The organism is Streptomyces sp. LE64 (assembly GCF_052606915.1).
Genome location: NZ_CP199708.1, coordinates 3,763,819 through 3,789,217, shown reverse-complemented (window position 1 = coordinate 3,789,217; position 25,399 = coordinate 3,763,819). Strand labels below are relative to the sequence as shown.

Genomic DNA, 25,399 nt, shown 5'->3' with positions numbered 1-25,399 from the left:
CGCCGGAGAAGCACCGAGGAACCACTGAAGAGCCACGAACCCGCTTGAGACGAAAGGGCAAAGACATGGTCTACCTGTCCCTGGGACTGCTGCTCCTGGGCGTCGTCACCGCGCTCAACCTGGTCCTGATCCTCGCCGTCATCCGACGGTTGCGCCGGCACGAGGAGGAACGCAAGCAGCAGGGCGACACCTTCGAGAACATCCCCTCGGGGCCGCCGGTCGGTGAGCGGGTGCCGGAGTTCTCCGCGGTCGCGGTCGACGGGACGCGCGTCGGTTCGGAGGCCCTGCGCGGCCGGGAGGCGGCGCTGACCTTCCTGTCCACCGGCTGTTCGGCCTGTGTCGCGGCCGCCCGTGACCTGCCGGAGTTCGCCCGCCGCACCGGGCTGGACGTGGACCAGATGGTGGTGGTGATCTCCGGCGAGGGGCCGGAGGCCCGGACCATGGCGGACCCCGTGGCCGGTGTCGCCCGGGTGGTCCTGGAGGAGAGGGACGGCCCGCTGTCCGTCCTGTTCGCGGTCAAGGGCACCCCCACCAACGTGATGGTCGACGCGGACGGCACCGTCACCTACGCCGAGGCCGGCACCCACCCGGTGCTGGACCAGTTGCCGGCGTGAGCGGAGGAGGCCGCCGGGAACCCGCCGAGGCGCACCGGCTCGGCGGGCTGCGGGGCGCGGCGGCCGGCGCGGCCGCGGCGCTGGCGCTGACCTGGCGCGCGGGTCCGGTCGCCGTGATCTGCCAGGTGCTGCTGACCGCGGTGCAGGGGTTGCTGCCGGTCGCGGTCACCCTGCTCACCAAGTGGCTGTTCGACGCGCTGGGGGGCGGGCGGGAGGCGGGCGGCCCGTCCCCGGTGGCGCTGGCGGTGGGCATCGGTGCCGTGACGGCGTTGACGGTGGTGCTGCCCTTGGCCTCGAACTACACCGAGGCCCGGCTCAGCCGGGGCATCGTCCACCTCGCCCAACAGCGGCTGTACGGGAAGGTGAACGGGTTCGTCGGGCTGTCGCGGTTCGAGGATCCGGAGTTCCTGGACCGGCTGCGGCTGGCCCAGGAGGCGACGGGCAGTGCGCCCCAGCAGATCAACGGCGCGCTCTTCGGATTGGTGCAGCAGTGCATCGCGGTGGTGGGGATGGTGGCGGTGCTCGCTTCCGTCTCGCCCTGGCTGACGGTGGTGACGGTCGCCGCGGCGGTGCCGGCGCTGTTGGCGCAGGTGTCGCTGACCCGGCGGCAGGCGGCGCTGCGGTGGACGATCAGCCCCCGCAACCGGCGCCAACTCTTCTACCAGTCGCTGTTGCTGAACCTGTCCGCGGTGAAGGAGGTCCGGCTGTTCGGGGCGGGCGGGTTCCTGCTCGGCCGGATGGACGCCGAGACCCGGGAGATCAACGCGGCCGAAGAGCGTTACGAGCGGAAGGAGTTGGCGCTCCAGTCGCCGCCCGCCGCGCTGGGCGCGCTGATCGCCGCGGGCGGACTGGCCTGGATGGCGCACGGTGCGGCGTCCGGGCGGTTCGGCGTGGGGGACGTGTCGGCGTACCTCGCGGCGACCGCCGGGGTGCAGGGTGCGCTGACCGCCACGATCGGCTACGTCATCGGCGGCTACCAGGGCCTGTTGTCGTTCCGCCACTACGTGGACGTGAACGCCCTCCCGTCCGACCTCCCGGTGCGGACCGACCCCATGCCCGTGCGGCAGTTGGCGGACCGTATCGAGCTGGACGACGTGTGGTTCCGCTACCGGGAGGACGGGCCGTGGGTGCTGCGCGGGGTGAGCCTGACGATCCGGCGGGGTGAGGCGGTGGCGCTCGTCGGGCTGAACGGGGCCGGGAAGTCGACCCTGGTGAAGCTGTTGTGCCGGCTGTACGACCCGACCCGGGGCGCCATCCGCTGGGACGGCACGGACATCCGGGCGTGGGACCCGGCCGCCCTGCGGGACCGGGTGAGCGCGGTGTTCCAGGACCGGGTGGACTACGACCTGACGGCGCGGGACAACATCGGCATCGGGGACCTGGCCCATCTGCACGACCCGGACCGGATCGCCGGCGCGGCGCGCCGGGCCGGCGCCCACGGGTTCGTCGAGGAACTCCCGCGCGGCTACGACACGCTGCTGTCCCGGACGTTCCCCGAGCCGGACGACGAGGAGAGCGGCGCGCCCTCGGCCGGGGTGGCGCTGTCCGGCGGGCAGTGGCAGCGGCTGGCGCTGGCCCGGGCGATGCTCCGCGAGGGCCGGGACCTGCTCATCCTGGACGAGCCCACCACCGGTCTGGACGCCGCCGCGGAACAGCAGTTGCACGAGCGGCTGCGGGCCTACCGGGAGGGTGCGACGAGTCTGCTGATCTCCCACCGGTTGGGCACCGCCCGCCGGGCCGACCGCATCGTGGTGCTCGCGGACGGCCGGGTCGGCGAGTGCGGCAGCCACGCCCAACTCATGGCGCTGGACGGCGAGTACGCGAGACTGTTCACCCTCCAGGCGTCCGGGTACGTCGAGCACGTCGAGGGCACCGAGGGCACCGAGGGCACGGGGAGCACCGGGTTCCCCGAGGACACCGAGAGCGAGGAGGTGACGGTGTGAGCGAGCCGCTGCTGGACGGGGCGAGGACGCCGTCCCAGGACCGGAAGCACCGCACGGACCACGGGGCGGGCGGCGGACCCGTGGTCGAGGTGAGCGGGTTGTGCAAGACGTACGGGTCGGGTTCCGGCACCCCGGTGCGGGCCTGCGACGGGGTGGACCTGCGGATCGAGGACGGTGAGACGGTCGCCCTGACCGGTCCGTCCGGCTCGGGCAAGTCGACGCTGCTGTACCTGCTGGGCGCCCTGGAGCGGGCCGACGCGGGGACCATCGACGTGGCCGGGGAGCGGATCAGCGCGCTGAAGCGGGCCGGGCTGGCCGCGTACCGGCGGCGGGTGGGATTCGTGTTCCAGCGGTTCCACCTGCTGCCCACGCTGACGGCGCTGGACAACGTCATCGCCCCGATGCTGCCCTACCGGGTGGACTTCGACCGGCGGACCCGGGCCCGAGAACTGCTGCTGTCGGTGGGCCTTCAGGGGCGGGAGGAGTTCCTGCCGTCGAAGCTGTCGGGCGGGCAGCAGCAGCGGGTGGCGGTGGCGCGGGCCCTGATCGGGGGGCCGCGGTTGATCCTCGCGGACGAGCCCACCGGCAACCTGGACTCCCGGTCCAGCGAGGAGGTCCTCGACCTGTTGACCGGGCTGCGGGAGCGGCACGGGACGACGGTGGTGATGGCGACCCACGACCCGGACGTGGTGGCCCGCTGCGACCGGGTGGTCCGGTTGCGGGACGGCAAGGTCGTATGAGGGGTGTGCGGTGGCTGTCCGGGGCGCTGCTGTGCGCGGGCGCGGCCGGGCTCGCGGTGTGGCGGGTCCGCTCGGGCTACGTGGCGGTGACGGTGCGCGGCGGGAGCATGGTGCCCACCCTGCACGACGGGGACCGGGTGCTGATCCGTCGCGGCTCGCGGGGGCTGCGGCGGGACGACATCGTGGTGGTGGCGTGCCCGGCGCAGGACTCGGCGTGGCGCGGGAAGCCGCCGGTGACCGGGGAGTTGACGGTCACCGAGTGGTACATCAAGCGGGCCGTGGCACTGGCGGGCGACCCGTTCGAGGGACGGCCGGTGCCGGCCGGCCACCTGGCGGTGGTCGGCGACGGCGTGTTCAGCGTCGATTCGCGGGAGCACGGGCCCTGCCCGGTGGACCAGGTGTTGGGGGTGGTGGTCCGTACCCTGGGGCGGGCGCGCATCCCCGTCGGCCGGGGCGCGCCACCGCACTGATCCCCCCGTGCGTCCGCCGTGCGGACGTGCGTCGTCGGCGAGGAGAGACACCCGCACATGTCGACCAGGCACTCCCGTTCCACGTCCGTCGCGCTCACCGCGCTGCTGGTCGCCGGACTCACCCTCGGCTGCGAGCCGTCCGCCGAAGAGTCGGAGGCCACGCCCGAGCCGCAGCTCACCGGGCTGTCGGAACCGAAGCTTCCGGAGGACGTCGACGAGGCCCGCTCGACCCGGGCCGCGAAGGAGTTCCGGAGTTGGGCGGCGGCCGAGGGCACCGCCCGGCAGCAGGAGGCGGCGGCCCGGGTGGACCGCGTCCTCGGCGACTGGGAGGGCGAGTCGGCCGAGGCGTACCTCTCCACCGACCTGGGCGGCGACGGATCGGTGCGTGACCCGATGGGCGCGGCGAAGGCCCTGGTGGCCGCGTTCGACGGGTGGAAGGACGCGCCGAACGGGATGGAGGGCACGGTGTCGGTGCACGACGTGAACGGCACCGCCCTCGTCGTCGGCACCTTCTGAGCCGTTCCGTCCGGGGGCACCGCCATACTCGGGCCATGGACGACGCCCCCGAGTCGGAACTCGACGCGCTGCTGAAGACCCTGCGGGTCTGGGACCTGCCGGAACTGCCCTCCCTCGATCCGGGGGGCAGCCCGGCGGATCCCCGCGCGCTGTTCACCGAGTGGTTCGCGGACGCCGTGGCCGCCGGGCAGCCCGAGCCGCACACCATGTCCCTGGCCACGGTCGACGACCGGGGCCGGCCCGACGTCCGCACCGTGATGTTGCACGGGGTGGACGCCCGGGGCTGGCTGTTCGCCTCGCACGCCACCAGCCGCAAGGGTCGCCAGTTGGCGGCCCGCCCGGAGGCGGCACTGGGCTTCTACTGGCCGGCCCGGGCCCGTCAGGTGCGGGTGCGGGGCCCGGTCACGGTGCTGCCGGCGCGGGAGGCACGGGCCGACCTCGCCCGTCGCACGACGGGGGCGCTGGCCGCCGCGCTCACCGGGCGCCAGAGCGAAGTGCTCTCCAGCCGGGAGGAGTTGGCTTCCGCCTCGGCGACGGCCTGGGAGCGCGCCCGCAGCGAACCGGACGCTCCGGCCCCGACCTGGACGCTGTACGCGCTCGCCGCGCGGGAGGTGGAGTTCTTCCAGGGCGACGCCCGCCGTCAGCACGTGCGGTTGCGGTACGTGCACGAGCAGGACGCCCAGGGGGGCCGCTGGCGACGCGAGTTGCTCTGGCCCTGACCGGCGCGGCGGGGGCGGGTCGCCGCCCGCCCTCAGCCCAGGGCGGGGTAGGGGTCCGTGGCGAGGCGGCCGTGCAGGTGCACGTCGCGGAAGGCGTCGTGCCGTTCGGCCTCGAACATCGCCCCGCGCAGGGTCCCTTCGGCGCGGAAGCCCGTCCGCTCCGCAATCCGGCAGGAGACCTCGTGCTCCGGGGCGTGGCCCAACTCCAGGCGGTGCAGCCCGCGTTCCCGGAAGGCCCAGGCGCTGACCAGGGCGAGGGCCCGCCCCGCCACGCCCCGCCCGCGCGCCTCCGGGAGCGTCCAGTAGCCGACGATGGCCACCCGCAGCGCCGGGTTGATGTTGCTGAGGCCCATGTGGCCGAGGACCGTGCCGTCCTCCTCGTCGGTGACGCAGAACGAGGCCACCGCGCCCCGTTCGACCTGTTCCGCGCGGGCGGCGAGGGAGCGGTGGGCGTCCGCCCGGTCCCGCACCATGATCATGGGAGTGTTCCAGCGCAGGAACTCCGGGTCGGTCAGCCCGCGCAGCCAGGCGTCGACGTCCCCGGGGTCCTGCGGGTTCCAGGGGCGCAGCAACAGGCCGGCGCCGCCCAGGGTCGGCCCGGCGGATTCGTTCTCGTTCGCCGTCGCACCGCCGGCCCCGTTCGTTCTGTCCATTCCGTCATTCAACACCCGATCCCCGTACCGCACCCACCGGGTGGGCGTGGGCCCGCTCGTGATCAATTCGCAACGCATTCCGCCCTTGCCCGAGACCCATCAACTCGGGAGCTGGTTACGCTCGCTGCTCATGGCCGTCTCCTCTGACCACGACAAAGCCGCCCTGCTCCGCACGGACGACCGCCCGGTCTACGTCATCGGCGGCGGCCCCGGCGGACTTGCCACGGCGTACGCGCTGCGCGCGCGGGGCGTGCGGGCCGTGGTCCTGGAACGCACCGACCACGTCGGCGCCTCCTGGCGCGGGCACTACGACCGGCTGCGGCTGCACACCACCCGGCGTCGCTCCGCCCTGCCCGGGCTGTCGATCCCGCGCGCCTTCGGCCGCTGGGTCGCCCGCGACCACCTGGTGCGCTACCTGGAGAAGTACGCGGAGCACCACGAACTCGAAGTGGTCACCGGGGTCGAGGTGCACCGGGTGGACCGGTCCGCCGACGGCGCCGACTGGGTGCTGCGGGCCAGCGGCGGACGCGAACTCGTCGGCGCGGCCGTCGTCGTCGCCACCGGGTACAACCACACCCCGCACCTGCCCGACTGGCCCGGCGCCACCGGGTTCGCCGGCACCCTGGTGCACGCCTCCCGCTACCGCCGGCCCGACCCGTACGCGGGACAGGACGTCCTGGTGGTGGGCTCCGGCAACACCGGCGCCGAGATCGCGGTGGACCTCGCCGAGGGCGGCGCCACCCGGGTGCGGCTCGCGGTGCGCACCGTTCCGCACGTCCTGCGCCGGACCACCCTGGGGTGGCCCTCGCAGGCCAATGCGGTGGTGGCCCGTCGCCTGCCCCCCTTCGTGGTCGACCCGGTCGCCGCGCTGATGGCCCGGCTCACCCTGCCCGACCTCTCCGCGCACGGGCTGCCCCGCCCCGGCAGCGGGCTGCTCGCCCGGGCCGGGCAGGGCGCGCTGCCGATCGTTGACACCGGGTTCGTGAAGGCGGTGCGCGCCGGGCGGATCGAGGTGGTGGCCGCGGTGGAGTCGTTCGCCGGGGGCGAGGTCGTCCTTGCGGACGGCGAGCGGATCGCCCCGGAGAGCGTGATAGCCGCCACCGGGTACGAGCGCGGCCTCGCCCCGCTGGTGGGGCACCTCGGAGTGCTCGCCGCGGACGGACGCCCGCTGGTGCACGGACGCCGGTGCGCGAAGGACGCGCCCGGCCTGTACTTCACCGGGTTCACCAACCCGATCAGCGGGATGCTCCGGGAGCTGGCGCGGGACGCCCCGCGGATAGCCGCGGCCGTGGCCCGCGGCCTCCCGGCCGCCCGTGGCCCCCGGGAGGGCGGGGGCGCCTCCGGGAAGGCCCCGGAGACCGCCGGCTGAATTCCCCGTGGACCGGAAGGGGCCACCTGTTAGGGTGGAAGGTCCCGGACCACGGGCTCCGGGACGACCTCCGCTCCACCTCAGCGAGGAGACCAGACCCATGGCGGGTGACGACGACATCTCCGGGTGATACCCGGGGCTGACCGGCCACCGGCGGGCGCATCCAGTGCGCCGGCGCCGTGGCCCGCGCAGTCGTACCCGCCGCCCCGTCTGCCGAGGGCGGGCGCCCGCCGTTCCCCGCGCACCGCGCGGCCCGGCTCCGTGCGCGCGCCGCCCGCGTCCCGTGAGGTATCCCCATGTCCGACGCCACCGTCATCTGCTCGAACCTGTCCTTCTCCTGGCCCGACGACACCCCCGTCTTCCAGGGGCTGTCCTGCACCGTGGGCACCGGCCGCACCGGCCTCGTCGCGCCCAACGGCTCCGGCAAGTCCACCCTGCTGAAGCTCATCGCCGGTGAACTGCGGCCCACCGCCGGCTCGGTGACCGTGACGGGCACCCTGGGCCACCTGCCGCAGAACCTTCCGCTCACCGCCGAACTGACCGTCGCCGAGGTGCTGGGGGTCGCCGGGATCATCCGCGCCCTGGACGCCATCGAGTCCGGGGACGTCGACGAGGCACACTTCACCACCGTGGGCGACGACTGGGACGTCGAGGAACGCACCCGCGCCCAACTGGACCGCCTCGGCCTCGGCGGCCTCGCCCTCGACCGGCGACTGGGCACCCTCAGCGGCGGCCAGGTCGTCTCCCTGGGCCTCGCCGCGCAGCTGCTGAAGCGCCCCGACGTGCTCCTGCTCGACGAACCCACCAACAACCTCGACGCCGAGGCCCGCCACCGGCTCCACGAGGTGCTGGCCGACTGGTCCGGCACCCTGTTGCTGGTCAGCCACGACCGGGCCCTGCTCGACCGGATGGACCGCATCGCCGAACTCGACCGCGGGGAACTCCGCCTGTACGGCGGCAACTTCACCGCGTACGAGACCGCGGTGCAGGCCGAACGCGAGGTCGCCGAGAAGAACGTGCGCAACGCCGAGCAAGAACTCAAGCGCGAGAAGCGGGAGTTGCAGCAGGCTCGGGAACGCGCCGAACGGCGGATGAGCAACGCGGCCCGCAACCTCAAGAGCGCCGGCCTCCCCCGCATCTTCGCCGGGAACATGAAACGCGGCGCCCAGGAGGCGGCCGGCCGGGCCGGCCAGACCCACGCCGCCCGGGTCAGCGAGGCCCAGACCCGTCTCGACGAAGCGGGCCGCGCCCTGCGCGAGGACCAACGCCTCTCCCTGGACCTGCCGGACACCCGGGTCCCGGCCGGCCGCACCCTGTTCCTCGGCACCGGGCTGCGGGTCCGCTACGACGGGCGTCCGCTGTTCGCCGGCGACGGCGTCGACCTCACCGTCCGCGGCCCCGAACGCATCGCCCTCACCGGGCCCAACGGGGCGGGCAAGACCACCCTGCTGCGGATGCTCCACGGCGACCTCGCACCCCAGCAGGGCACCGTGCAGCGCGCGGACGGACGGATCGCCTACCTCTCCCAGCGGCTGGACCTGCTCGACCCGCGGCGCACCGTCGCCGAGAACTTCGCGGCGGCCGCCCCCCGGCGCCCGCCGGCCGAGCGGATGAACCTGCTCGCCCGGTTCCTGTTCCGGGGCGAGCGGGCCCACCTGCCGGTCGGCGTGCTCTCCGGCGGCGAACTGCTGCGCGCCACCCTCGCCTGCGTGCTGTGCGCCGAACCCGCCCCGCACCTGCTGCTGTTGGACGAGCCCACCAACAACCTGGACCTGGTGAGCACCGAACAGCTGGAGGGCGCCCTCGCCTCCTACCAGGGGGCGTTCGTGGTGATCAGCCACGACGAACGGTTCCTCGCCCGGATCGGGGTCGACCGCTGGCTACGGCTCGCCGACGGCGAACTGACCGAGACCGGCGCCCCGGAATAGCCCCCCGTCCGCCGGGACCCCGACCCGGGGTCCCGGCCCGGGGCCGAGGAAATGCGGATGCCCCCGCCGGACCCGGCCCCTACACTCGGTCCCCATGTGTGGCATCTCCTGCTCGGCCGCAGCCTGCTGCTGCGGCGCCGGCCTCGCCGTGACCCGTCCCCGCCGCTCCTAGCGGCGGCCCCTCCACACCGACCCCGCGCCGATCCGACCCGCAGCCCCCGCGCGCCCGCCCCCGGGCCCGCCGACGAGGGGCCCGCGGCCACGGTCCGCGCCACGGCCGGTCCCGAGACCTACCGCCGCTTCGCGCGCCCCCGCCGAGCGGCCGTCCGTGCTGCCCGGCTCCCGTCGAAGCCGTGGAGCTCCACCCGTGCACCAGCACCACCGATCCGCCCGTCCCGCACCCGCCCGCCGGCCCGGCGGCCGGCACGAGTTGGGACAGAACTTCCTCGTCGACCGTGCGGTCGTCCGCACCGTCGTCGACCTCGTCGACCGCACCGAAGGCCCGATCGTCGAGATCGGCACCGGCGACGGGGCGCTGACCCTGCCCCTCCAGGACCTGGGGCGTCCCCTGACCGGCATCGAGATCGACCCGCTCCGGATCGCGCGGCTGCGCCGCCGGACCCGGCCGACCACCCGTCTCGTCCACGCCGACTTCCTGCGCCACCGCACCCCCGCCGTCCCGCACGTGCTGGTCGGCAACCTCCCCTTCCACGCCACCACCCCGATGCTGCGCCGCATCCTGGGCTCCGCCCACTGGACCGATGCGGTGCTCCTGGTGCAGTGGGAGGTCGCCCGGCGGCGGGCCGGGGTCGGCGGGGCCACCATGCTCACCGCGCAGTGGTGGCCCTGGTACGCGTTCCGGCTGGTCCGTCGAGTGCCCGCGGACGCCTTCCGGCCCCGCCCGGGCGTCGACGGCGGCCTGTTGACGGTGGCCCGCCGCCCCGCACCGCTGGTCCCGGCCGCCGACCGGGCCGCCTACCAGGACCTCGTCGGGCGGGTGTTCACCGGTCGGGGCCGGGGCATCGAGCAGATCGTGGCCGCCGCCCGCCCCGAACTGGCCCGCCGGACGGTGCGGGAGTGGGCCCGCCGCAACCGGCTGGCCCCGACCACCCTGCCCAAGCAGCTGACCGACCGCCAGTGGGCCGAACTGCACCTGCTGACGGACCCGCACCGCAGCCGCTGACGCACCGGGTGGCGGTGCCCGCGGCGCAGCCGCCGGCACCGCCACCCGGCCGCCGCCTCCGCCGATCGAATTTCCGAACGGGCAACTTCCTTTCGGCCAATGACCGTTACCCTGTGCGCAACCCCACGGTCCGTCCCTCCGGGCCTTCGCACGGCACCACCCCACGTCTCCCGGTTCCCGCCACCCGACCGACCGCACCCCCGCGGCCGGTCGACCCTCGGGTTCCGGCCACCTGCTAGCCGAAGGCACCCCATGCGCCCCAGACGACTGATCACCCCTGCGATAGCCCTGGGACTCACCGCGGCCCTCGTCCCCGCACTCCCCAGTGCCGCCGCCCCCGCGTCCCCCGCCCCCACCGGGCCGACGCTCACCTGGGGCAGCTGCGGCCCCGACCTCCCCCCGACCGTCGAGTGCTCCGTGCTCCCCGTCCCGGTGGACCACGGCGACCCCGGCAGCCGGACCGTCGAGATGGCCGTCTCCCGCATCAAGGCCGCCGACCCCGCCAAGCGCCGCGGCGTCCTGCTGTTCAACCCCGGCGGGCCGGGCGGGCCCGGCCTGTTCTACCCGCTGTGGATGGCCGAGACCCTGCCCCAGTCGGTGAAGGACCAGTACGACCTCATCGGCTTCGACCCGCGCGGCGTGGGCGCCAGCAGCCCGCTGTCCTGCAACACCACCACCCGCGAGGAGCGGCTCACCTTCCGCCCCTACCGGGACGCCACCTTCGCCAAGGACGTCGCCTGGGCCCGCGACCTCGCCGCCAAGTGCCGGGCCAACACCCCCGACATCGCCCACTTCACCACCCGCAACACCGCCCGTGACATGGACCGCCTCCGGGCCGCCCTCGGCGAACCGCGGATCTCCTACTTCGGCCTCTCCTACGGCACCTACCTGGGCGCCGTCTACACCCAGATGTTCCCCGAGCGCGCCGACCGCTTCGTCCTGGACAGCGCCGTCGACCCCGAGCGGGTCTGGCGGGGCATGGTGCAGAACTGGGCCAAGGAGGCGGAGCCGGCGTTCCGGCGGTGGACGCAGTGGACCGCCGAACGCTCCGCGACCTACGGGGTCGGTTCCACGCCCGCCGAGGTCGGCCGCCTCTTCTGGGACCTGGTCGAACGCGCCGACCGCACCCCCATCGACCTCGGCGGCCACCCGTACACCGGGGCCGAGATCCGCGACTGGATGCGCTGGGACATGTACCGTCCCGCGCTCGGCGCCGCGTTCCTGGTGAAGCTGCGGGACGCCGCCGCCGGCAAGCCCGTCGAGCCCCAGCCGCCGTTCGTCCCCACCGACAACGACCTCGCCTCGTACACCGCCGTGACCTGCGGTGACGTCCGCTGGCCCACGAAGCCGGCCCGCTACCGGGCCGACAGCCGGCGGGACAGCGCCCGCTACCCGTTCTTCGGCGACTCGGTGTCCAACATCGTGCCCTGCGCCTTCTGGGAGCGGCCCGTCGAGCCCGCCACCCGGGTCGACAACGCGGTGCCGGCGCTGATCGTCCAGAACGAGTGGGACTCGCAGACCCCGCCCGCCTCCGCCCGCGGACTGCACCGGGCGCTGAAGGGCTCCCGGCTGGTGTACGTCGAGGAGGGCGAGGGGCACGGCGTGTACGGGCGCGGGACCAGCAGCTGCGCCGACGCGCTCACCACCCGCTACCTGGCCACCGGCGAACTCCCGACCGGGGACGTGACCTGCACCCCCGACCCGGCCCCGGCGGCCACCGCCCGCGGCGCGGCGCCCGAGGCGGCGCCCGCACCGCTGCCCGGCCCGCGCGCCCCGTTCGGCGGACGCTGACCGGGACGACCACGACCACGGGCCGCCGCGACCGGCAGGCGCCGGTCGCGGCGGCCCGTGGCCACCCGAGGCGCGCCCGGGGCGCTCAGACGCCGGACGGGGGCTGGAGCGTCGTCTCCACGCCCGCCGCCTTCAGCTCCGCGAGGTTCTCCGCGTTGAAGGCGGCGAAGGCGCGGTTCTCCTCGGCGAACGGGGTGCTCTCGTAGCGGACCGGCCCCTCGCCGAGCAGCTCCCTCGGGTCCAGCTCGGCCACGTACGCCTTGGTCGCGTTGCCCTCCAGCACCGGCTGCCAGCGGTCGCCGTCCACCTGCATCCAGCTGCGGGCGACCCCGCCCGGGTTGCGCACCACCACCGGCTGCTCCGGGTCCACCAGCCCGAGCCGCGACAGCACCGCCCGGGAGGCGGCCACCCCGGAACCGCAGGACGGGGTGAGCCCGGCCCCGCGCTCGAAGGTCCGCACGAACACCTCGGTCGGGGCCAGCGGGCGCACGAAGGACACGTTCGCACCGATCGGGAACGCTTCCGGGTCCTCGGCCACCCGGGTGCCCGTGGCGACCAGCTCCGCCTCGTCGTAGGCGTCCCCGTCGCCGGGCGCCCCGCCGAGCACGGTGATCAGGTGCGAGTTGGGCACCGCCACCGCGGAGACCCGGCGGCTCGGGTGGTAGGCGGCCAGCGCCGCGTCCACCACCGGACGACCGGCGGCGCCCGCCACGATCGGCTCCGCCGGGCCGAAGTCCACCGGCGGCAGCTCCACCGACACCCGCCGCACCCCGTGCCCGGTGGTGCCGGCGTCCCGGACGGTGAAGGCGTACGGCCCGGTGCGCAGCACCACCGACTCCGCCCCGTACCGGTCCAGCAGCAGCCGGCCCGCGCCGCGCATCCCGTTGCCGCACAGCAGGGACGCCGAACCGTCCGGGTTGTGGAAGTACGCGCGGGCGGTGCCGTCGCCCTCGTCGGCGACGAAGTAGACGCCGTCCGCGCCCAGGCCCCGCTCCCGGTCGCACAGCATCCGCACGGCCCGGGCGAGGTCCGCCTCGGCGAAGTGGTCCGTGGGCGCGCCGTCGATGACCAGGATGTCGTTGAGGCTGCCGTGCGTCTTGGTGATCGACAGGACCATGGTGTTCCGTTCGTCGTTCGTGTGCCGTACCGGACGGCGGTCCCCCGGGAGGGCCCGACCACCCCGTGCGGCAAGTCTAGGTCGGCCCGCCGGGGAGCGGCGCCGGCGGACCCGTCAGACGGACGCCGGCGCCCCGGCCCCCGTCGGTCGCAGCACCAGCACCATCAGGGTCGCCGCCGCGCACAGCGCCCCCGAGGCGTACCAGACCACGTCGTACGAGCCGAAGGCGTCGCGCGCCAGCCCGCCGAGGAAGGCGGTCAGCGCCGCGCCGATCTGGTGCGAGGCGAGCACCCAGCCGAACACGATCGACGCGTCCGCCCCGTGGTGCTCCCGGCACAGCGCGATGGTCGACGGCACCGTGGCCACCCAGTCCAGGCCGTAGAAGACGATGAAGAACACCATCGGCGGACGCACCACGACCCCGGGCATCACACCTGGGGGTCTCGTCGTTCCCCTGCCAGGACAGGCTGGCCGGAGGGCACAGGCGGGCCGTGGACGGATTCATGAGAGAACCCCCGCCCCGGGGAAAAGGGAGCAGGGGTTCAGATCGGGCCCGTGGGGCCCACGGGGGCGTTCAGGTGCGGGTGTCGCGGGCGAGCGTCACCCGTCCGGCGAACGGGGTAGTCGGCCCCCTGCTCACGCCACACTGTCAAGCACCGCCCGAACCTCCGCGACGTGGGCATACTCAGTGAGCCGCGCCAGCACGACCCGGCCCCGTTCCGCTGTCCGCTCGCTGGCCACGTCCGCCGACAGGCTGAGCACCCGTTCGGCGGTCGCCGCCGCCTCCTCCGGTTCGTTGGCGTCGGCGTAAGCCACGGCGAGCCACGACAGGTAGAGCGCGAGTTCCCGTGCGTGCGTCGCGTCGTACCGGCTGAGCACATCCCGCAGGAGCGGCACGGCCCGAAGCGGTCGGTGCAGCTCCGTGTAGACGCGGGATTCCATGACCTGGAGTTCGCCTGTGTCCACCCAGTACAGCCAGGTTGGGGACTCGGTCCCCTCGCTGTCCTCGGCCAGCGCTTCCCCCGCCTCTCCGAGAGCCCGCATAGCGTGCTGCGCGCTCTCGGGCCCCCCGGCTTTCGTGTGGGCCCACGCCACCCGGTCGAGGTACAGCGCCCGTGCCTTCGGGGGTGCCTCCGGTCCGGCTTCGGCCAGTGCCGCACGGGCGAGGTCCAGGCCCTCCGCTTCGCGGCCGGTGTTGCTGAGCTGGTAGGCCAGCGAACCGGCGAGGTTCCCGGCCAAGGTGTGGTCCTCACCCTGTTGGGCCGCGCTGAGTCCCAGCCGGTAGATCCGCTCAGCTTCCGTGTGCTGCCCCGCATCGCTGGCAATCCAGCCGGCGATCTGCGCGAACTCGCCGATCAGACTCAAGAGATGGCGGCCGGTCTCCTCGGTGTACCGGGCTTCGCGGAACAAGGTGACAGCGGCCCGCAGGTCACGCATGGCCCGCCCGATCAGGTCCAGCCCGTAGACGACATCGTCGGCAAGGCGCAGCCCGTGAGCCCTCTGGTGCAGGTCGAGCACGGCCCCTCCGCCGATACGACGCCCGCTCCTGGCGCTGAGAGGGGCCAGCGGGTCACCCGCAGGCAGAGAGTCGGCCAGCATCGGCATCGCCGGTTCCGTGGGCACTGGAGGGCTGGTGAGCACGTCTACGGAAACCCCCAGGACGGCAGCGAGGAACGGAAGCCAGTCACGCGGAGTGCGCCGACCGGCTTTCCACCTGCTGATCTCCTGGGCACTGACCGGCTTGCCCTGCACCCCCGCCGCACGGCACAGCTCCCACGCCAAGCGCGCCTGAGTCCACCCGCGCTGTTTCCGCAGACGCCTGATGTTGGCCCCGATCACGGTGGTCATCGACCCAGTGTGGCCTACAACTTGGCCCATGTGAGGGCCCATGCCGGGCCAATGGATGTCGATCCTCCGCAGGCCGACGCTGAACGGTGTGAAGCCAGCACTGAGGCCCGACGATTCCTGTCCCGTCTCTCCGGAGCACGCGGAGTGGCCGGGGTACTCCTGGCGCAGAAAGCCGACCCCGGCCCGGAGGGAGCAGACCTCATTCCGGGGGATGCCCTGCGGTGGCCGACGTGCCGGTGTGCATCAGAGCGGTGCCCGGACTACCCGTCCCCGGCGGAGCGGACGGCGAACGGCCTGCGGAGCAGGGTCGCGGAGGCCAACCAGAGAAGCCGCAGGGGTAAGCCGTGATCCGGCCGCCGGTCGCTGAACAGCGACGCGGAACCGTACGAAGTTCCGCCCGGGGGGCGTGGGCGGCCGTCAAGCGGTTCCTTGGCGTTCCTGGGCCCTGTCCCATCTGCACCGGCCGCTCACGTTGCGGGAGTTGGCCGCCCGCGAGGCCATGTCGGTGCGGACCTTCACCCGCCGGTTCCGCGAGGAGGTCGGGATGAGCCCCGGGCGGTGGCTCACCCAGCAGCGGGTGCAGCGCGCCCGACACCTGTTGGAGTCGACCGACCTCGGCATCGATCACGTGGCCCGTGAGTGCGGCTTCGGCACCGCCCAGTCGATGCGCCAGCACCTCCGGACGGCCGTGGGCGTCACCCCCAACGCCTACCGCCGGGCCTTCCGCACCCGCGGCCCGCTACCCGGCGGCTGACCGGGGCGGCGACGCACCGGGAATGCACCCCTCTGCCGGCCGGTCATGGCGAGCGTGCCGAAGTCCGTGAAGGGCGTTCGGGGCACTCGGAGTTCCGTCTCCCCTGCCCTGCACCCTCTTCGGCGGGACGATGCCCCCACGGGGTTTTCCGCCCGCATCCGCGTATCTGCCCGCACCTGCCCCGATCCGCCGGGGCGATCATCCGGCGCTCCGTCAATTCACGGGAATTGCGCACTACTTGCCGGGCCCGCCTCGCGGGAGAGGAATCCGCGGCAGGCCCCCGGCCGCCGTTCGCGTGGCGGCGGGCAGTTCGGGCGGGCGGGCTCGCGCCGCGTCGGACCGGCCGACACCGGGACCGCCGGTTCGGCCGCGACCGGTCGGCTGACCCAGGGGTTGGGCCCCGCCCGGACGTCCGGACGGGACCCGAGACCCGGGGTCAGTACCGTTCGTAGGAGCAGCCGTAGCCGCCGGGGGCGGCGGCGGGAGCGACGCTGCGGTCGACCTCGCACCAGATGCGCTTGCCGGACCCTTCCGGCTGCCAGCCCCACCGGTCGGCGAGTCCGTCGACGAGTTCGAGGCCCCGGCCGCCGGTCTCGTCGCCCTCGGCCCGTCGCGGGCGGGGCGGTCGGGCGCAGGCGTCGGCGACCTCCACCCGTACGGTGGCGGGTGCCGCCTCGGCCCGGCCCGACAGCAGCAGTCGCAGCACGGCGGGACACCCGGCGTGGACGACGGCGTTCGTGACGAGCTCGGACACCAGCAGGATGAGGGTTTCCGCCACCGGCTCGTCCGCGGCTATGCCGGAGCCGGCGAGCCGGGACCGCGCCCATCGCCGGGCCCGCCCCACCTCCGCGGGGTCTGGCCGGACTTCCAGCTGAACCTGAAGCACCTGCACCGCTCACACCATCCGAACCGGCGGACACATCGCCTCGCGCCTCCCGAGGGTCACGGAACGTGATTCCCTTGTGAGACAGCATGGTTGACGTTCAATTACCCCAACAAGCGCTTCGGGCATATTCCAGCGCGAAGGAGTACGCGTGCGGCATACTGTGCGACGCTCGCCACGGGGGGTCGAACAAGCGGACGTCGGACCGCTTTCTGTACGAGTGAACAGGTGCGTCACCAGGCACGGAGCCGCCTCAGGGGCAACACCGGCAGGGCTCGGCCACAACTCCGCTCGCATCCCTCACAAGGTACCGGAGTGACGCGTTCGCACCACACCGTGACGAGTCACGCGAAGGACACAACCCGGTAAACCCGAGCGCCCGACACCTCCGCACCCCGGATTCCCTCCCTCCGCACCCGCCTCGCGTGCACGCTGCGTCACCATCTCCCCTGTGCTGTGGGGCGGTTGCCCGCCACCACGGCCGACCGTCCGGGGCGACGGTCGGCACGGCGGCACGGCGGGGCGGCGGGGCACGGCACGCCGGTGGCCCGGGTGCGGACGGTCCGCACCCGGGCCACCGGCGTACGACGTCTTCCGGCCGCGGGGCGGTTCGTCCCGCGGCCGGCGGCGGGCGGGCTACTCGGGGACGGTGAAGTACCGGGCGAAGGCGCTGATGACCTCGGCCTGGGTCACCCGGCCGTCGGTGTCGGCGTCCAGCGCCGCGGCCGCCGCCTTCGCCGTGGGCGCGTCGACCCCGAGGCAGCGCAGCACCCGCGCGGTCTCCTCGACCGTCGCGGCGCCGTCCGCGTCGGCGTCCGCCACCGCGAGCGCGGCCTGGAGGAAGGGGCGGGCGATCTCGGCGAACCGGTCGGGGTTGTCGCGCAGTCGCTTGACCGCACCGTTGACGAACTCGTCGCGGCTGATGCGCTGGTCCCCGTCGCGGTCGGCGATGCCGGCCATGCCCTGCCAGAACGCCTCGGCGCCCAGGTAGAGGGCCTGGCCCTTGTCGCAGCGGGCGGTCGTGCCGAACTCGGCGAGCAGGGTCTTGGCCGCGGCGCTGAAGTCCTCGCGGTCGATGTAGCCGTTGCCGTCCTGGTCGAAGGTGGCGAACCGCTCGGCGATCCGGTGCTCGTTCTCGGTACTGACCATGGGTTCTCGGACCGCCTCACGTTACGGGTTCCGGTTGCTTCCGATCGGGAGCGTACGTGCTTCCGGCTCCCCCCGGGCGGCGAACCCGTTCGGTCCCCGGCCGTGTTCGGCCACCTTGGCGGCCGGAACCCGGCGCCGGTCAGGCCGACAGCGGTTCGACCCGTTCCGTCACCGCGGCCTCGACGTCCGGAAACACGTCGAAGAGGCGCCGGACGCCGAGCGCCGCGAGCACCCGGTTCACGTGCGAGCCCTCGACCGCGCCGCGGGCGGGCAGCGTCAGCCGCAGTCGGCCCCGACAGGAGCGGATGAGGCGTCGGGTGGCGATCAGCACGCCGACCCCGCTGGAGTCGCAGAAGAACACCTCGGAGAGGTCCAGCACCAGGTCGTGCCGGCCCCGCGCCACGGCGTCCCGCACGTGCTGCCGCAGCACCGGCGACGTCATCAGGTCCAATTCCCCCGAGACCCGGAGCACCGTCCACTCGCCCCGCTCGTCCCCGGTCACTCTGAACGCCACGCCCCAGCCCTTCGTCCGCCGAACCGTCGAATCCGTCCGGAACCCTCCACCGCCCGGCGCTGCGGTCGCCGCGCCGTCCGTGCCGCCTGCCGTCACTGCCGTCGTTCCGTCGTTCCGTCGTGCATTCCTGCGTTCCCGGTGCCGCGCGCCGGTGGTCGGGCCGTCCGCCGCGCGCCGGTTCGCACTCCGGCGGTCCGCCCGGAAGCATTTCTCGTGTTTCCCAGGCCGACTTCCCGCACCGGCCGTCACGAAACACGGGTATCCAGAATCGTGAAGAGAAGTATTCGCGCTGTCACGATCACATTCGGACATGCTCATTCAACAGCAGTCAGACTTATGGCAGATGGGCTGAAAAGGTTTCCCCACCCGGTCATCATCTGCGGATTTACTGGAAATCTCATGGACCAAAGGGGCGCCCCCGTACGGCCGGGCCGACTACATTCGAGGGACGGGATGCGAACGTCGCACCCGTCGACGTCGACGGGGACGCCCGGGGCAGGGCGCGGCCGGACCGGGTGAGGGGGGCACGTGACACAGGACGCGCCGCGGCGCTGGGACCGGAGGATGCAGCAACGGTTGGCCCGCGGCGAGGCGGCGGCGCTCGGCGAGTTGTACGACCGCTTCGCCCCGCTGGTGCACGGACTGGCCCACCGGGTGCTCGGCGACGAGGCGGGCGCCGACCGGATCACCCGGGAGGTCTTCGGCCACGTCTGGGAACGACCCCACGCCTACGACCCCCGGAAGGAACCGCTCCGCACCTGGGTCGCCGCCCTGACCCACCGGTTCGCGGTCGAGCGGCTGCGCAGCACCGAGGCGGCGGCCCTGGCCGAGGGGGCCGCGGACGCCGCGGCCTCCACCGCCGAACTCGAACGCAAGGTGCGCCACGCCTCCGCGACGGCCCGCGCCGACTACATCGTCGCGTCGATGCCGGCGCCGCTGCGCACCGCGCTGGAGCAGACGTACTTCCAGCGCCGCGACTACCACAGCACCGCCGCCGACCTCGGGGTGACCGCCGAGGAGGCCCGCCGCCGGCTACGGCTGGGCCTGCAACTGCTGGCGACCGCCCACGACACCGCGAGCGGGCCGCCGCAGTCGGGGAGCCCGCGATGAGCACGCCCCCGAGCCGCCGGCCGCCGCCCGCGCCCACCACTCCCCCGGACCCGGCGGAGCCCGTGTCGCACAAGGTCCTGACCTCCCTGTTGGGCGCCTGGGCGCTCGACGCCTGCTCGGCCGCGGAGGTCGCCGCGGTGGAACGGCACCTCGGCGAGTGCGGGCCCTGCGCGGTGGAGGCGCTGCGGCTGCGGGACGCGGTGACCCTGCTGCACCCCGCCGAACCGCTGGACCTCGACCCGCGGCTGCGCACCCGGGTCCTCGACAGCTGCCTGGGCCGCCGCCCGCCCCGGGTGCCGGTCCCCGCCTGGGCCACGCCCTACGACGCGGAGGCCGCCCGTCTCGACGCGCTGCTCCAGGACTTCGGCCCGGCCGAGTGGCACACCCCGGTGCGGCTGCGCTGGCACGAGGACGCCGGACCGCGCAGCCGCGCCACCACCGTGGCCGGGGTCATCGCCCACCTGTGGACCGTCGACGGGTTGGTGGCCGCGGCACTGGGGCTGACGGACCCGCTGGCCGGCGCCGCGGAGGACGGCGGACCGCTCGCCGCGGGGCCGACCGCCCGGACCGAGGCGTACTGGCGGACCCTGGCGGCGCCGCCCGACCGCACGGTGCGCGGGCCCTGGCGGGAACAGGGCCACGCACTGGTGCGCGGTGCCGCGTTCGCCGCGGACGGCACCGTGCCCGGCGGCCCGGCCGAGGAGGTGCCGGTGCCGTACGGGGACTTCACCCTGCCGCTGCGGGAGGCGATGCTGGACCGGGCCTTCGAGTGCTGGGTGCACGCCACCGACATCGCCGAGGCGGTGACCTACCCCTACGAACCGCCCGCGCCGCGCCATCTGCGGCAGCTCGTCGCGCTGGGGGTGCGGGTGCTGCCCCGGAGCCTGGCCCGGCGGCGGCGGGCCGGGCTCGGCCCCGGTGCGGAGCCCTCCGGGCGGCCGGGGGCGCCGGCGCGCAGCGTGCGGCTGGAGATCGAGGGGTTCGGCGGCGGCGACTGGCACATCCCGCTGGACCCGCCCGGCGGGGCGGACCCGGCGGTGCACGTGGTCGCGCACGTGGCGCTGGACGACACCGAGTTCTGTCGACTGGCCGCCGGGCACATCGCGCCCGAGGAGGCGGTGGCGGGCCGGGAGGGCGACCGCCGGGCCATCCAGGAGGTGCTCGCCGCGACGGCGTCCCTCAGTCGGCTCTGAGCGGCCGGTCCGCGGACCGGCCGCGGGAGGGGCTACGGGAAGACGACGGTGCGGCGCCCGTTGAGCAGGATGCGGCGTTCCGCGTGCCACTTCACGGCCCGGGCCAGCGCCTGGCACTCGACGTCCCGACCGACCGCCACCAGCTGCTCGGGGGTCACCCCGTGGCCGACCCGCTCCACCTCCTGCTCGATGATGGGGCCCTCGTCCAGGTCGGCGGTCACATAGTGCGCCGTCGCGCCGATCAGCTTCACGCCCCGCGCGTGCGCCTGGTGGTACGGCTTGGCGCCCTTGAAGCTCGGCAGGAACGAGTGGTGGATGTTGATGATGCGCCCGCTGAGCTGCTTGCACAGGTCGTCGGAGAGCACCTGCATGTACCGGGCGAGCACCACCAGCTCCACGTCCTGCTCGCGGACCAGCTCCAGCAGCCGGGCCTCCGCCTCGGACTTGGTGTCCTTGGTGACCGGGATGTGGTGGAAGGGGATGCCGTAGGAGTCGACCAGCTCGGCGAAGTCGGTGTGGTTGGAGACGACCGCGGCGATCTCCACCGGCAGCGCCCCGGTCCTGGCCCGGAAGAGCAGGTCGTTGAGGCAGTGCCCGAACTTGCTGACCATCAGGACGACCCGCATCCGGTCGTCGGCCCGGTTGATCTGCCAGTCCATCTGGAACGAGTCGCCGACCGCGGCGAAGCTCGCCCGCAGCTTGTCCACGGTGACCGGCGGCTCCGCCGAGAAGTGCACCCGCAGGAAGAACAGACCGGTGTCGTGGTCGCCGAACTGCTGGCTGTCCTCGATGTTGCAGCCCGTCATGAACAGATAACTGGAGACGGCGTGCACGATGCCCTGCTTGTCGGGGCACGACAGGGTGAGGACGTACTGCTCGGCTGGGGCGGCGGCCTGATCGTTCATGCGGACCAGGGTCGCACACCCCCGCGCCTGCGTCCCGGGTCCCGGCCGGAGGGGCGGCGCTCAGCCCCGGCCGGTCATGATCCGCAGCGCCTCCAGGGTGCGCGGCGGCTGGTGCGGGTCGTCCCCGTCGGCCGTCGCGAGCCGCAGGTGCGCCTCGCGCGCGGCGTGCACGGCCTCGGGCCACCCCGGGTGCTCCAGGTAGGCGGAGACGGCGGCGTCCGGGCCGACCTGGTGCATGATCCGCAGCACCCGCAGCACGGCGGCGTCCACCAGGGCCGCCTCCTCGGCGTCCCGGAAGATCGTCCCCACGTACTTCTCGGCCGACCAGTTGTCCAGCCAGGTGTCCTCGACCAGCCGGTACACGGCGTCGGTGACGTCCCCGTAGCCGGTGTGCCCGGCGAGCCAGCACTCCCGCTGGAACGCCGGGTCGGAGAGCATGTGCAGCGCGGAGCGCACCTGGCTGCGCCAGCGCCACCAGGGCATGTCGTTGAGCGGCATGCCGCCCATGGTGGAGGAGCGGCGGCCACGACGGGAAGGGTTCTCCGGACCTTGCACGGTTCCCGATCGTACGTTCCCGCGCGCTCGGCACGCACGCTCCCTCAATTCACCTCGGCGTCGCCCCTTCGTGTCCCGGCGGCACTCAGCGGTTGGGAATGCGGCGCAAGGGTGCGGAACCATGACCGGTTCCCCTCGCACGTCCACGCGCCCCGCGCGCTTCCTCACCTCCCGGTTCTCCAGACCGCGCGCACCGCGCGCCCGCGCCCTCGGTGCGCTGCGCCGCACGACGGCGCTCACGGCGCTCACGGCGCTCGTCGGGGCTTGTGGCGTGCTCCCCGGTTCGGGCCCGGACCGGTCCCCGGTCACCGTGATGACCTGGGCGCCCGAGCGGGCCGGGGGCGCCGACCTGCCCGGCATCCCGGCGATGGCCCGGGCGTTCGCCCGCTGGGTGAACGCCGAGGGCGGGATCGGGGGCCGCGAACTGGAGGTGATCACCTGCAACGAGCGCAACGACGCGGCCGGCGCCTCGGAGTGCGCCCACCGTGCGGTGGCCGAGGAGGCGGTGGCGGTGGTCGGCTCCTACAGCCAGCACAGCCGGGCCTTCCTGGGGCCGCTGGAATCGGCGGGCATCCCGTACATCGGCGGCTACGGGGTCACCGAGGACGAGTTCACCCGGGCGCTGTCCTACCCGGTGCACGGCGGACAGCCGGCGCTGACGGCGGGCTTGGGACGACAGCTCGCCGCGCACTGCACCGACGTGGCGCTGGTGCGGCCCGACACCTCCGCCGGGGACGAGCTCCCGGTGCTGCTCAACGGCGGACTCGCCACCGGTCGGCGGCCGGCCGCGCACGACGTGATGGCCGCGGAGGAGGCGACCGAGTACACGCGGCAGGCCCGCGAGGCCCTGTCCCGGGTCAGCGCCGCGGGCCCGGGGAAGGGTGCGTGGTCTCGGCGCTGGGCGAGCGCACCCGCACGTTCACCGACTCCTTCCGGCGGGTCCGCGCCGACTACCCGCCGGTCCGGGTCGGGGCGGTCTTCGGCAGCGTGGACCAGTCGGCGGTGGACCGCACCGGCGGCGGTTCCGGCCCGTACGAGGGCGCCTACGTCTGCGGCTGGTACCCGGTGTCCTCGGACCCCCGGTGGGCGCCGATGCGGAAGGTCATCGGGGCGCACGCCTTCGACGACAACCGCATCGACCCGGCGGACGCCGGGGTGCAGACCACCTGGGTCGCCTACACGGTGCTCCGGGAGGCCGTCGAGGCGATCGACGGGGCCGAGGTGACGGCGCGCGGGGTGCGGGACGTCCTGGACGGCGGGCTCCGGGTCGACACGGGCGGACTGACCCCCGTGCTGAGCTGGCGGTTCGAGGACCTGCTCGCGGTGCGGGAGTTCCCCCGGGCGGTGAACGCCAACGTCACCTTCCAGTCGGTGCGGGACGGTCGGCTGGTGGCCGCCCGCCCCGGGTTCGTCGACGTGTCCGCCACCCTGGAGGGCCTGCCCGCCCGGTGACGGCGGGCGCCCGGGACGCCGGGGCCGTCAGAGCTGGGTGGGCTGCCGGGTGGTCAGCCCGTGCTCCTCGGCGATGGCGTTCCAGAGGCCGGACGCGGTCCGCTTGGCCTCGGTGGCCTCGCCGCTGGCCCGGTTGCCGGCCGCCGCCTCCTTGGTCTGCCGGGCCTTGCCGCCGCGGCAGCCCTTCTTGCCGTCGACCCGCTCGGCCCAGGCCGCGTAGTGCTCGTCGGCCTCGGCGGACGCCTGCCAGGCCGTGGTCAGCGCACTGGTCAACTCGCCGTGCCGGGGCAGTCGGTCCACGGACAGCCCGGCCAGCCGGGTCACCAGCTCGTCCCGTTCCCGGGCCGCGTCGCGCAGGTCCTCGGCGGCGCTCTCCAGGTCCCGGCAGCGGTTGATGTCGGCGACCGCGCTGATCACCGTGGCGCGGCTGCCGCCGCTGTCGGCGAGCAGTTCGTCCAGCTTCCCCGCCTGGTCCGCGGCCCGGTCGGGGGCCGGGGCGGACGGTGCGGGCTCGGTCGGCCCGGGCGGGGCGTCGGCGGCCTCGGCCGCGGAGACGGGGGCGCTGCCCTTGGTGGTGCGCTTCGCGTCCTCGCCGTCGCCGCCGCCGAGCAGCGCCCCGGTGCCGACGCCGATCGCGGCGAGCCCCACCCCGACGGCCGCGATCAGCGGCACCCGGGACTTGCGCTGCGGATCGCGGGCGGCCCGACGGGCCGCCGCCCGCCCCGGGGGCGCGGCGGCCGGCCCCGGCGGACCCGGGTACGGGGGGCGGGGGCCCGGCGGTGCGGGCCGGGGGGCGGGGGCGCCGTCGCGGAACAGGGCGTCGAAGCCGGCGAGGGCCTCGGGCGGGGTGCGCTCGCCGTGCGGGGCGCCCGCGGCGGCGGCCGGCACCTGCGGAACGTGCTGGGTGGGCGCGCTGTGCATGTCGGGGGCCGATCCGGCGCGCGGAACGGTGCCGAGGTAGTGGGTCCGTTCGGCGGGGGCTCCGGGGGGCGCGGGCATCTCGGGCGGGAGGGCACCCGGGGTGACGGGCGGGATGACCTGGGTGGCCTCCAGGTGCCGGCCCGGGGTTCCGGGCCCGGCCGGCACCGGGGGCATGACCTGGGTGGCCTGGGCGTCCGGGGCGACCGGCACCGGGGGGATCACCTGGGTGGCCTGGGCGTCCGGCCCGGGGAGAGCGGGCAGCGCGGGCGGGTGCGCGGCTATCGGCGGGATCAGCTCGGTCGGGGCGGCGTCCGCGCCGGCGGGCAGCGGGGCGGGTGCGGCCGGGACCGGCGGCAGGTACTGGGTCGCCTGGTCGTCGCCGGCCGCGGCGGGCGGGAAGAGGCCGGGCGCGGGGCCGGCCGGTGGACCGGCGGCGGGCAGCGGACGGCCGGTGGGCGGGACCGGCGGCAGCAGCGCGGTGGCCTCGGCGTCCGGGCCGGGCCCGCGGTGGGCGCCGGGCGCGGTGCCGCTCTCGGGCGGCAGCGGGCCGCTGCCGGGGGCGGCGTGCCGGCCGCGGGAGGGCTGCTGCGGGGGCGGGACGGGCGCGCCCCAGCCGACGGGGGCCGGCGGCGGGGTGGTGGGTGGTGCGCCCCAGCCGGGCGGGGCGGTGGGCTGCGGAGCCGGCGGCAGGAACGGCCCGCTTCCGTCCGCGGGGAGCACGAGGCCCTCGTGGGGGTGGCGTGCCGGAGCGGGATGCGCGTCCTCGCCCTGTCCGCTCTGCGTCACCGGGACTCCTTCGGATGAGGGAACTTCCGAACAGACCGGCCACGCTACCCGGTGCCCGCGTCCGCACGCCAAGTGCGTCGACGCGTCGCGGCACGACCGGGCGGGAGCGGTGCCGCCCCGGCGCGGAGCGCTGTTCCCTCCTTCTGCGCCGGCCAGTTGACCAGGCGTCCGACCAGCGGGGAGGGCGGGCGCGGGTGCGGGAAGGACGTGGCGACGGGTCTCGGAAGCGGCCCGGCGAAGGGGCACCGGCGGGCCGCTTCCGTGACCCGTCTCACGTCCGCACGGG

The 25,399-nt window shown here is 74.8% G+C and carries 21 protein-coding genes and 3 pseudogenes; 14 read left to right on the top strand and 10 right to left on the bottom strand.

What is annotated here, in order from left to right; all coding sequences use genetic code 11:
• Positions 1-65: 65 nt before the first annotated feature.
• From ACSMX9_RS17250 to ACSMX9_RS17225, 6 genes are read left to right on the top strand one after another with little or no spacing between them, the layout of a single operon-like run.
• The gene (locus ACSMX9_RS17250) at positions 66-614 is read left to right on the top strand and encodes a TlpA family protein disulfide reductase (RefSeq protein ID WP_445394987.1); all 549 of its coding nucleotides are present in this window, start codon (positions 66-68) and stop codon (positions 612-614) included.
• Positions 611-2,557, top strand: a complete 1,947-nt coding sequence (locus ACSMX9_RS17245) for an ABC transporter ATP-binding protein (RefSeq protein ID WP_445394986.1) — start codon at positions 611-613, stop codon at positions 2,555-2,557. The genes ACSMX9_RS17250 and ACSMX9_RS17245 overlap by 4 nt, the downstream gene beginning before the upstream one ends.
• A complete protein-coding gene (locus ACSMX9_RS17240; protein WP_445394985.1) occupies positions 2,554-3,297 on the top strand; it encodes an ABC transporter ATP-binding protein in 744 nt (247 codons plus the stop codon). The genes ACSMX9_RS17245 and ACSMX9_RS17240 overlap by 4 nt, the downstream gene beginning before the upstream one ends.
• Positions 3,294-3,767, top strand: coding sequence for a S26 family signal peptidase (locus ACSMX9_RS17235; protein ID WP_445394984.1), 474 nt, complete (start codon positions 3,294-3,296; stop codon positions 3,765-3,767). Before ACSMX9_RS17240 ends, ACSMX9_RS17235 begins: the two co-directional genes overlap by 4 nt.
• A gap of 57 nt (positions 3,768-3,824) precedes the next feature.
• Positions 3,825-4,283, top strand: a complete 459-nt coding sequence (locus tag ACSMX9_RS17230) for a hypothetical protein (protein WP_445394983.1) — start codon at positions 3,825-3,827, stop codon at positions 4,281-4,283.
• 35 nt (positions 4,284-4,318) lie between these two features.
• Positions 4,319-5,002: a pyridoxine/pyridoxamine 5'-phosphate oxidase gene (locus ACSMX9_RS17225; RefSeq protein ID WP_445394982.1), complete on the top strand. Its 684-nt coding sequence runs from the start codon at positions 4,319-4,321 to the stop codon at positions 5,000-5,002.
• A 32-nt stretch (positions 5,003-5,034) separates the two neighbouring features.
• Here ACSMX9_RS17225 and ACSMX9_RS17220 read toward each other — a convergent pair whose 3' ends face one another.
• Positions 5,035-5,655, bottom strand: a complete 621-nt coding sequence (locus ACSMX9_RS17220) for a GNAT family N-acetyltransferase (RefSeq protein WP_445394981.1) — start codon at positions 5,653-5,655, stop codon at positions 5,035-5,037.
• 130 nt (positions 5,656-5,785) lie between these two features.
• Between ACSMX9_RS17220 and ACSMX9_RS17215 the strand changes: the two genes are divergently transcribed.
• The 4 genes from ACSMX9_RS17215 (at position 5,786) to ACSMX9_RS17200 (ending at position 11,926) form a co-directional block, all read left to right on the top strand.
• Positions 5,786-7,024, top strand: a complete 1,239-nt coding sequence (locus tag ACSMX9_RS17215; protein WP_445394980.1) for a flavin-containing monooxygenase — start codon at positions 5,786-5,788, stop codon at positions 7,022-7,024.
• Between the two features lie 296 nt (positions 7,025-7,320).
• Positions 7,321-8,952 (top strand): ribosomal protection-like ABC-F family protein, encoded by a 1,632-nt coding sequence (abc-f, locus tag ACSMX9_RS17210; protein ID WP_445394979.1) that lies wholly within the window; start codon positions 7,321-7,323, stop codon positions 8,950-8,952.
• A gap of 367 nt (positions 8,953-9,319) precedes the next feature.
• Positions 9,320-10,135 carry a 23S ribosomal RNA methyltransferase Erm gene (gene erm, locus ACSMX9_RS17205; protein WP_445394978.1) on the top strand — a complete coding sequence of 272 codons (816 nt, stop codon included), beginning with the start codon at positions 9,320-9,322 and terminating at the stop codon, positions 10,133-10,135.
• 252 nt (positions 10,136-10,387) lie between these two features.
• Positions 10,388-11,926, top strand: a complete 1,539-nt coding sequence (locus ACSMX9_RS17200; RefSeq protein ID WP_445394977.1) for an alpha/beta hydrolase — start codon at positions 10,388-10,390, stop codon at positions 11,924-11,926.
• 85 nt (positions 11,927-12,011) lie between these two features.
• Here ACSMX9_RS17200 and dapF read toward each other — a convergent pair whose 3' ends face one another.
• The 3 genes and pseudogenes from dapF to ACSMX9_RS17185 all read right to left on the bottom strand — a co-directional run bounded on the left by dapF (position 12,012) and on the right by ACSMX9_RS17185 (position 14,891).
• Positions 12,012-13,043 carry a diaminopimelate epimerase gene (gene dapF, locus ACSMX9_RS17195; protein ID WP_445394976.1) on the bottom strand — a complete coding sequence of 344 codons (1,032 nt, stop codon included), beginning with the start codon at positions 13,041-13,043 and terminating at the stop codon, positions 12,012-12,014.
• Positions 13,044-13,157: 114 nt separating this feature from the next.
• Positions 13,158-13,457, bottom strand: a pseudogene (locus ACSMX9_RS17190) (MFS transporter); the annotation flags it as partial.
• Between the two features lie 222 nt (positions 13,458-13,679).
• Positions 13,680-14,891, bottom strand: a complete 1,212-nt coding sequence (locus tag ACSMX9_RS17185) for a helix-turn-helix domain-containing protein (protein ID WP_445394975.1) — start codon at positions 14,889-14,891, stop codon at positions 13,680-13,682.
• Between the two features lie 433 nt (positions 14,892-15,324).
• Here ACSMX9_RS17185 and ACSMX9_RS17180 point away from each other — a divergent pair.
• A pseudogene (locus ACSMX9_RS17180) lies at positions 15,325-15,645 on the top strand (helix-turn-helix domain-containing protein); the annotation flags it as partial.
• 436 nt (positions 15,646-16,081) lie between these two features.
• Here ACSMX9_RS17180 and ACSMX9_RS17175 read toward each other — a convergent pair.
• The 3 genes from ACSMX9_RS17175 to ACSMX9_RS17165 form a co-directional block, all read right to left on the bottom strand.
• On the bottom strand, positions 16,082-16,537 hold the full coding sequence (locus tag ACSMX9_RS17175) for an ATP-binding protein (RefSeq protein ID WP_366116160.1): 456 nt from the start codon (positions 16,535-16,537) through the stop codon (positions 16,082-16,084).
• A gap of 627 nt (positions 16,538-17,164) precedes the next feature.
• On the bottom strand, positions 17,165-17,677 hold the full coding sequence (locus ACSMX9_RS17170) for an EF-hand domain-containing protein (RefSeq protein WP_366116159.1): 513 nt from the start codon (positions 17,675-17,677) through the stop codon (positions 17,165-17,167).
• A gap of 139 nt (positions 17,678-17,816) precedes the next feature.
• Positions 17,817-18,191 carry an STAS domain-containing protein gene (locus ACSMX9_RS17165; RefSeq protein WP_445394974.1) on the bottom strand — a complete coding sequence of 125 codons (375 nt, stop codon included), beginning with the start codon at positions 18,189-18,191 and terminating at the stop codon, positions 17,817-17,819.
• Positions 18,192-18,755: 564 nt separating this feature from the next.
• On the opposite strand from ACSMX9_RS17165, the gene ACSMX9_RS17160 reads away from it, so the two are divergent.
• Together ACSMX9_RS17160 and ACSMX9_RS17155 are read left to right on the top strand one after the other, a co-directional pair.
• Positions 18,756-19,301: a sigma-70 family RNA polymerase sigma factor gene (locus tag ACSMX9_RS17160; protein ID WP_445403013.1), complete on the top strand. Its 546-nt coding sequence runs from the start codon at positions 18,756-18,758 to the stop codon at positions 19,299-19,301.
• Positions 19,298-20,494, top strand: coding sequence for a zf-HC2 domain-containing protein (locus ACSMX9_RS17155; protein WP_445394973.1), 1,197 nt, complete (start codon positions 19,298-19,300; stop codon positions 20,492-20,494). The genes ACSMX9_RS17160 and ACSMX9_RS17155 overlap by 4 nt, the downstream gene beginning before the upstream one ends.
• A gap of 32 nt (positions 20,495-20,526) precedes the next feature.
• Here ACSMX9_RS17155 and purU read toward each other — a convergent pair whose 3' ends face one another.
• Together purU and ACSMX9_RS17145 are read right to left on the bottom strand one after the other, a co-directional pair.
• Positions 20,527-21,399, bottom strand: a complete 873-nt coding sequence (gene purU, locus ACSMX9_RS17150; protein WP_351241396.1) for a formyltetrahydrofolate deformylase — start codon at positions 21,397-21,399, stop codon at positions 20,527-20,529.
• A gap of 60 nt (positions 21,400-21,459) precedes the next feature.
• Positions 21,460-21,906: an SCO4402 family protein gene (locus ACSMX9_RS17145; protein ID WP_445403012.1), complete on the bottom strand. Its 447-nt coding sequence runs from the start codon at positions 21,904-21,906 to the stop codon at positions 21,460-21,462.
• 169 nt (positions 21,907-22,075) lie between these two features.
• Here ACSMX9_RS17145 and ACSMX9_RS17140 point away from each other — a divergent pair.
• A pseudogene (locus ACSMX9_RS17140) lies at positions 22,076-23,406 on the top strand (ABC transporter substrate-binding protein).
• Positions 23,407-23,433: 27 nt separating this feature from the next.
• Here ACSMX9_RS17140 and ACSMX9_RS17135 read toward each other — a convergent pair.
• Entirely contained in the window at positions 23,434-25,113 is a 1,680-nt protein-coding gene (locus tag ACSMX9_RS17135; protein ID WP_445394972.1) for a hypothetical protein, read from the bottom strand.
• Positions 25,114-25,399: the final 286 nt, after the last annotated feature.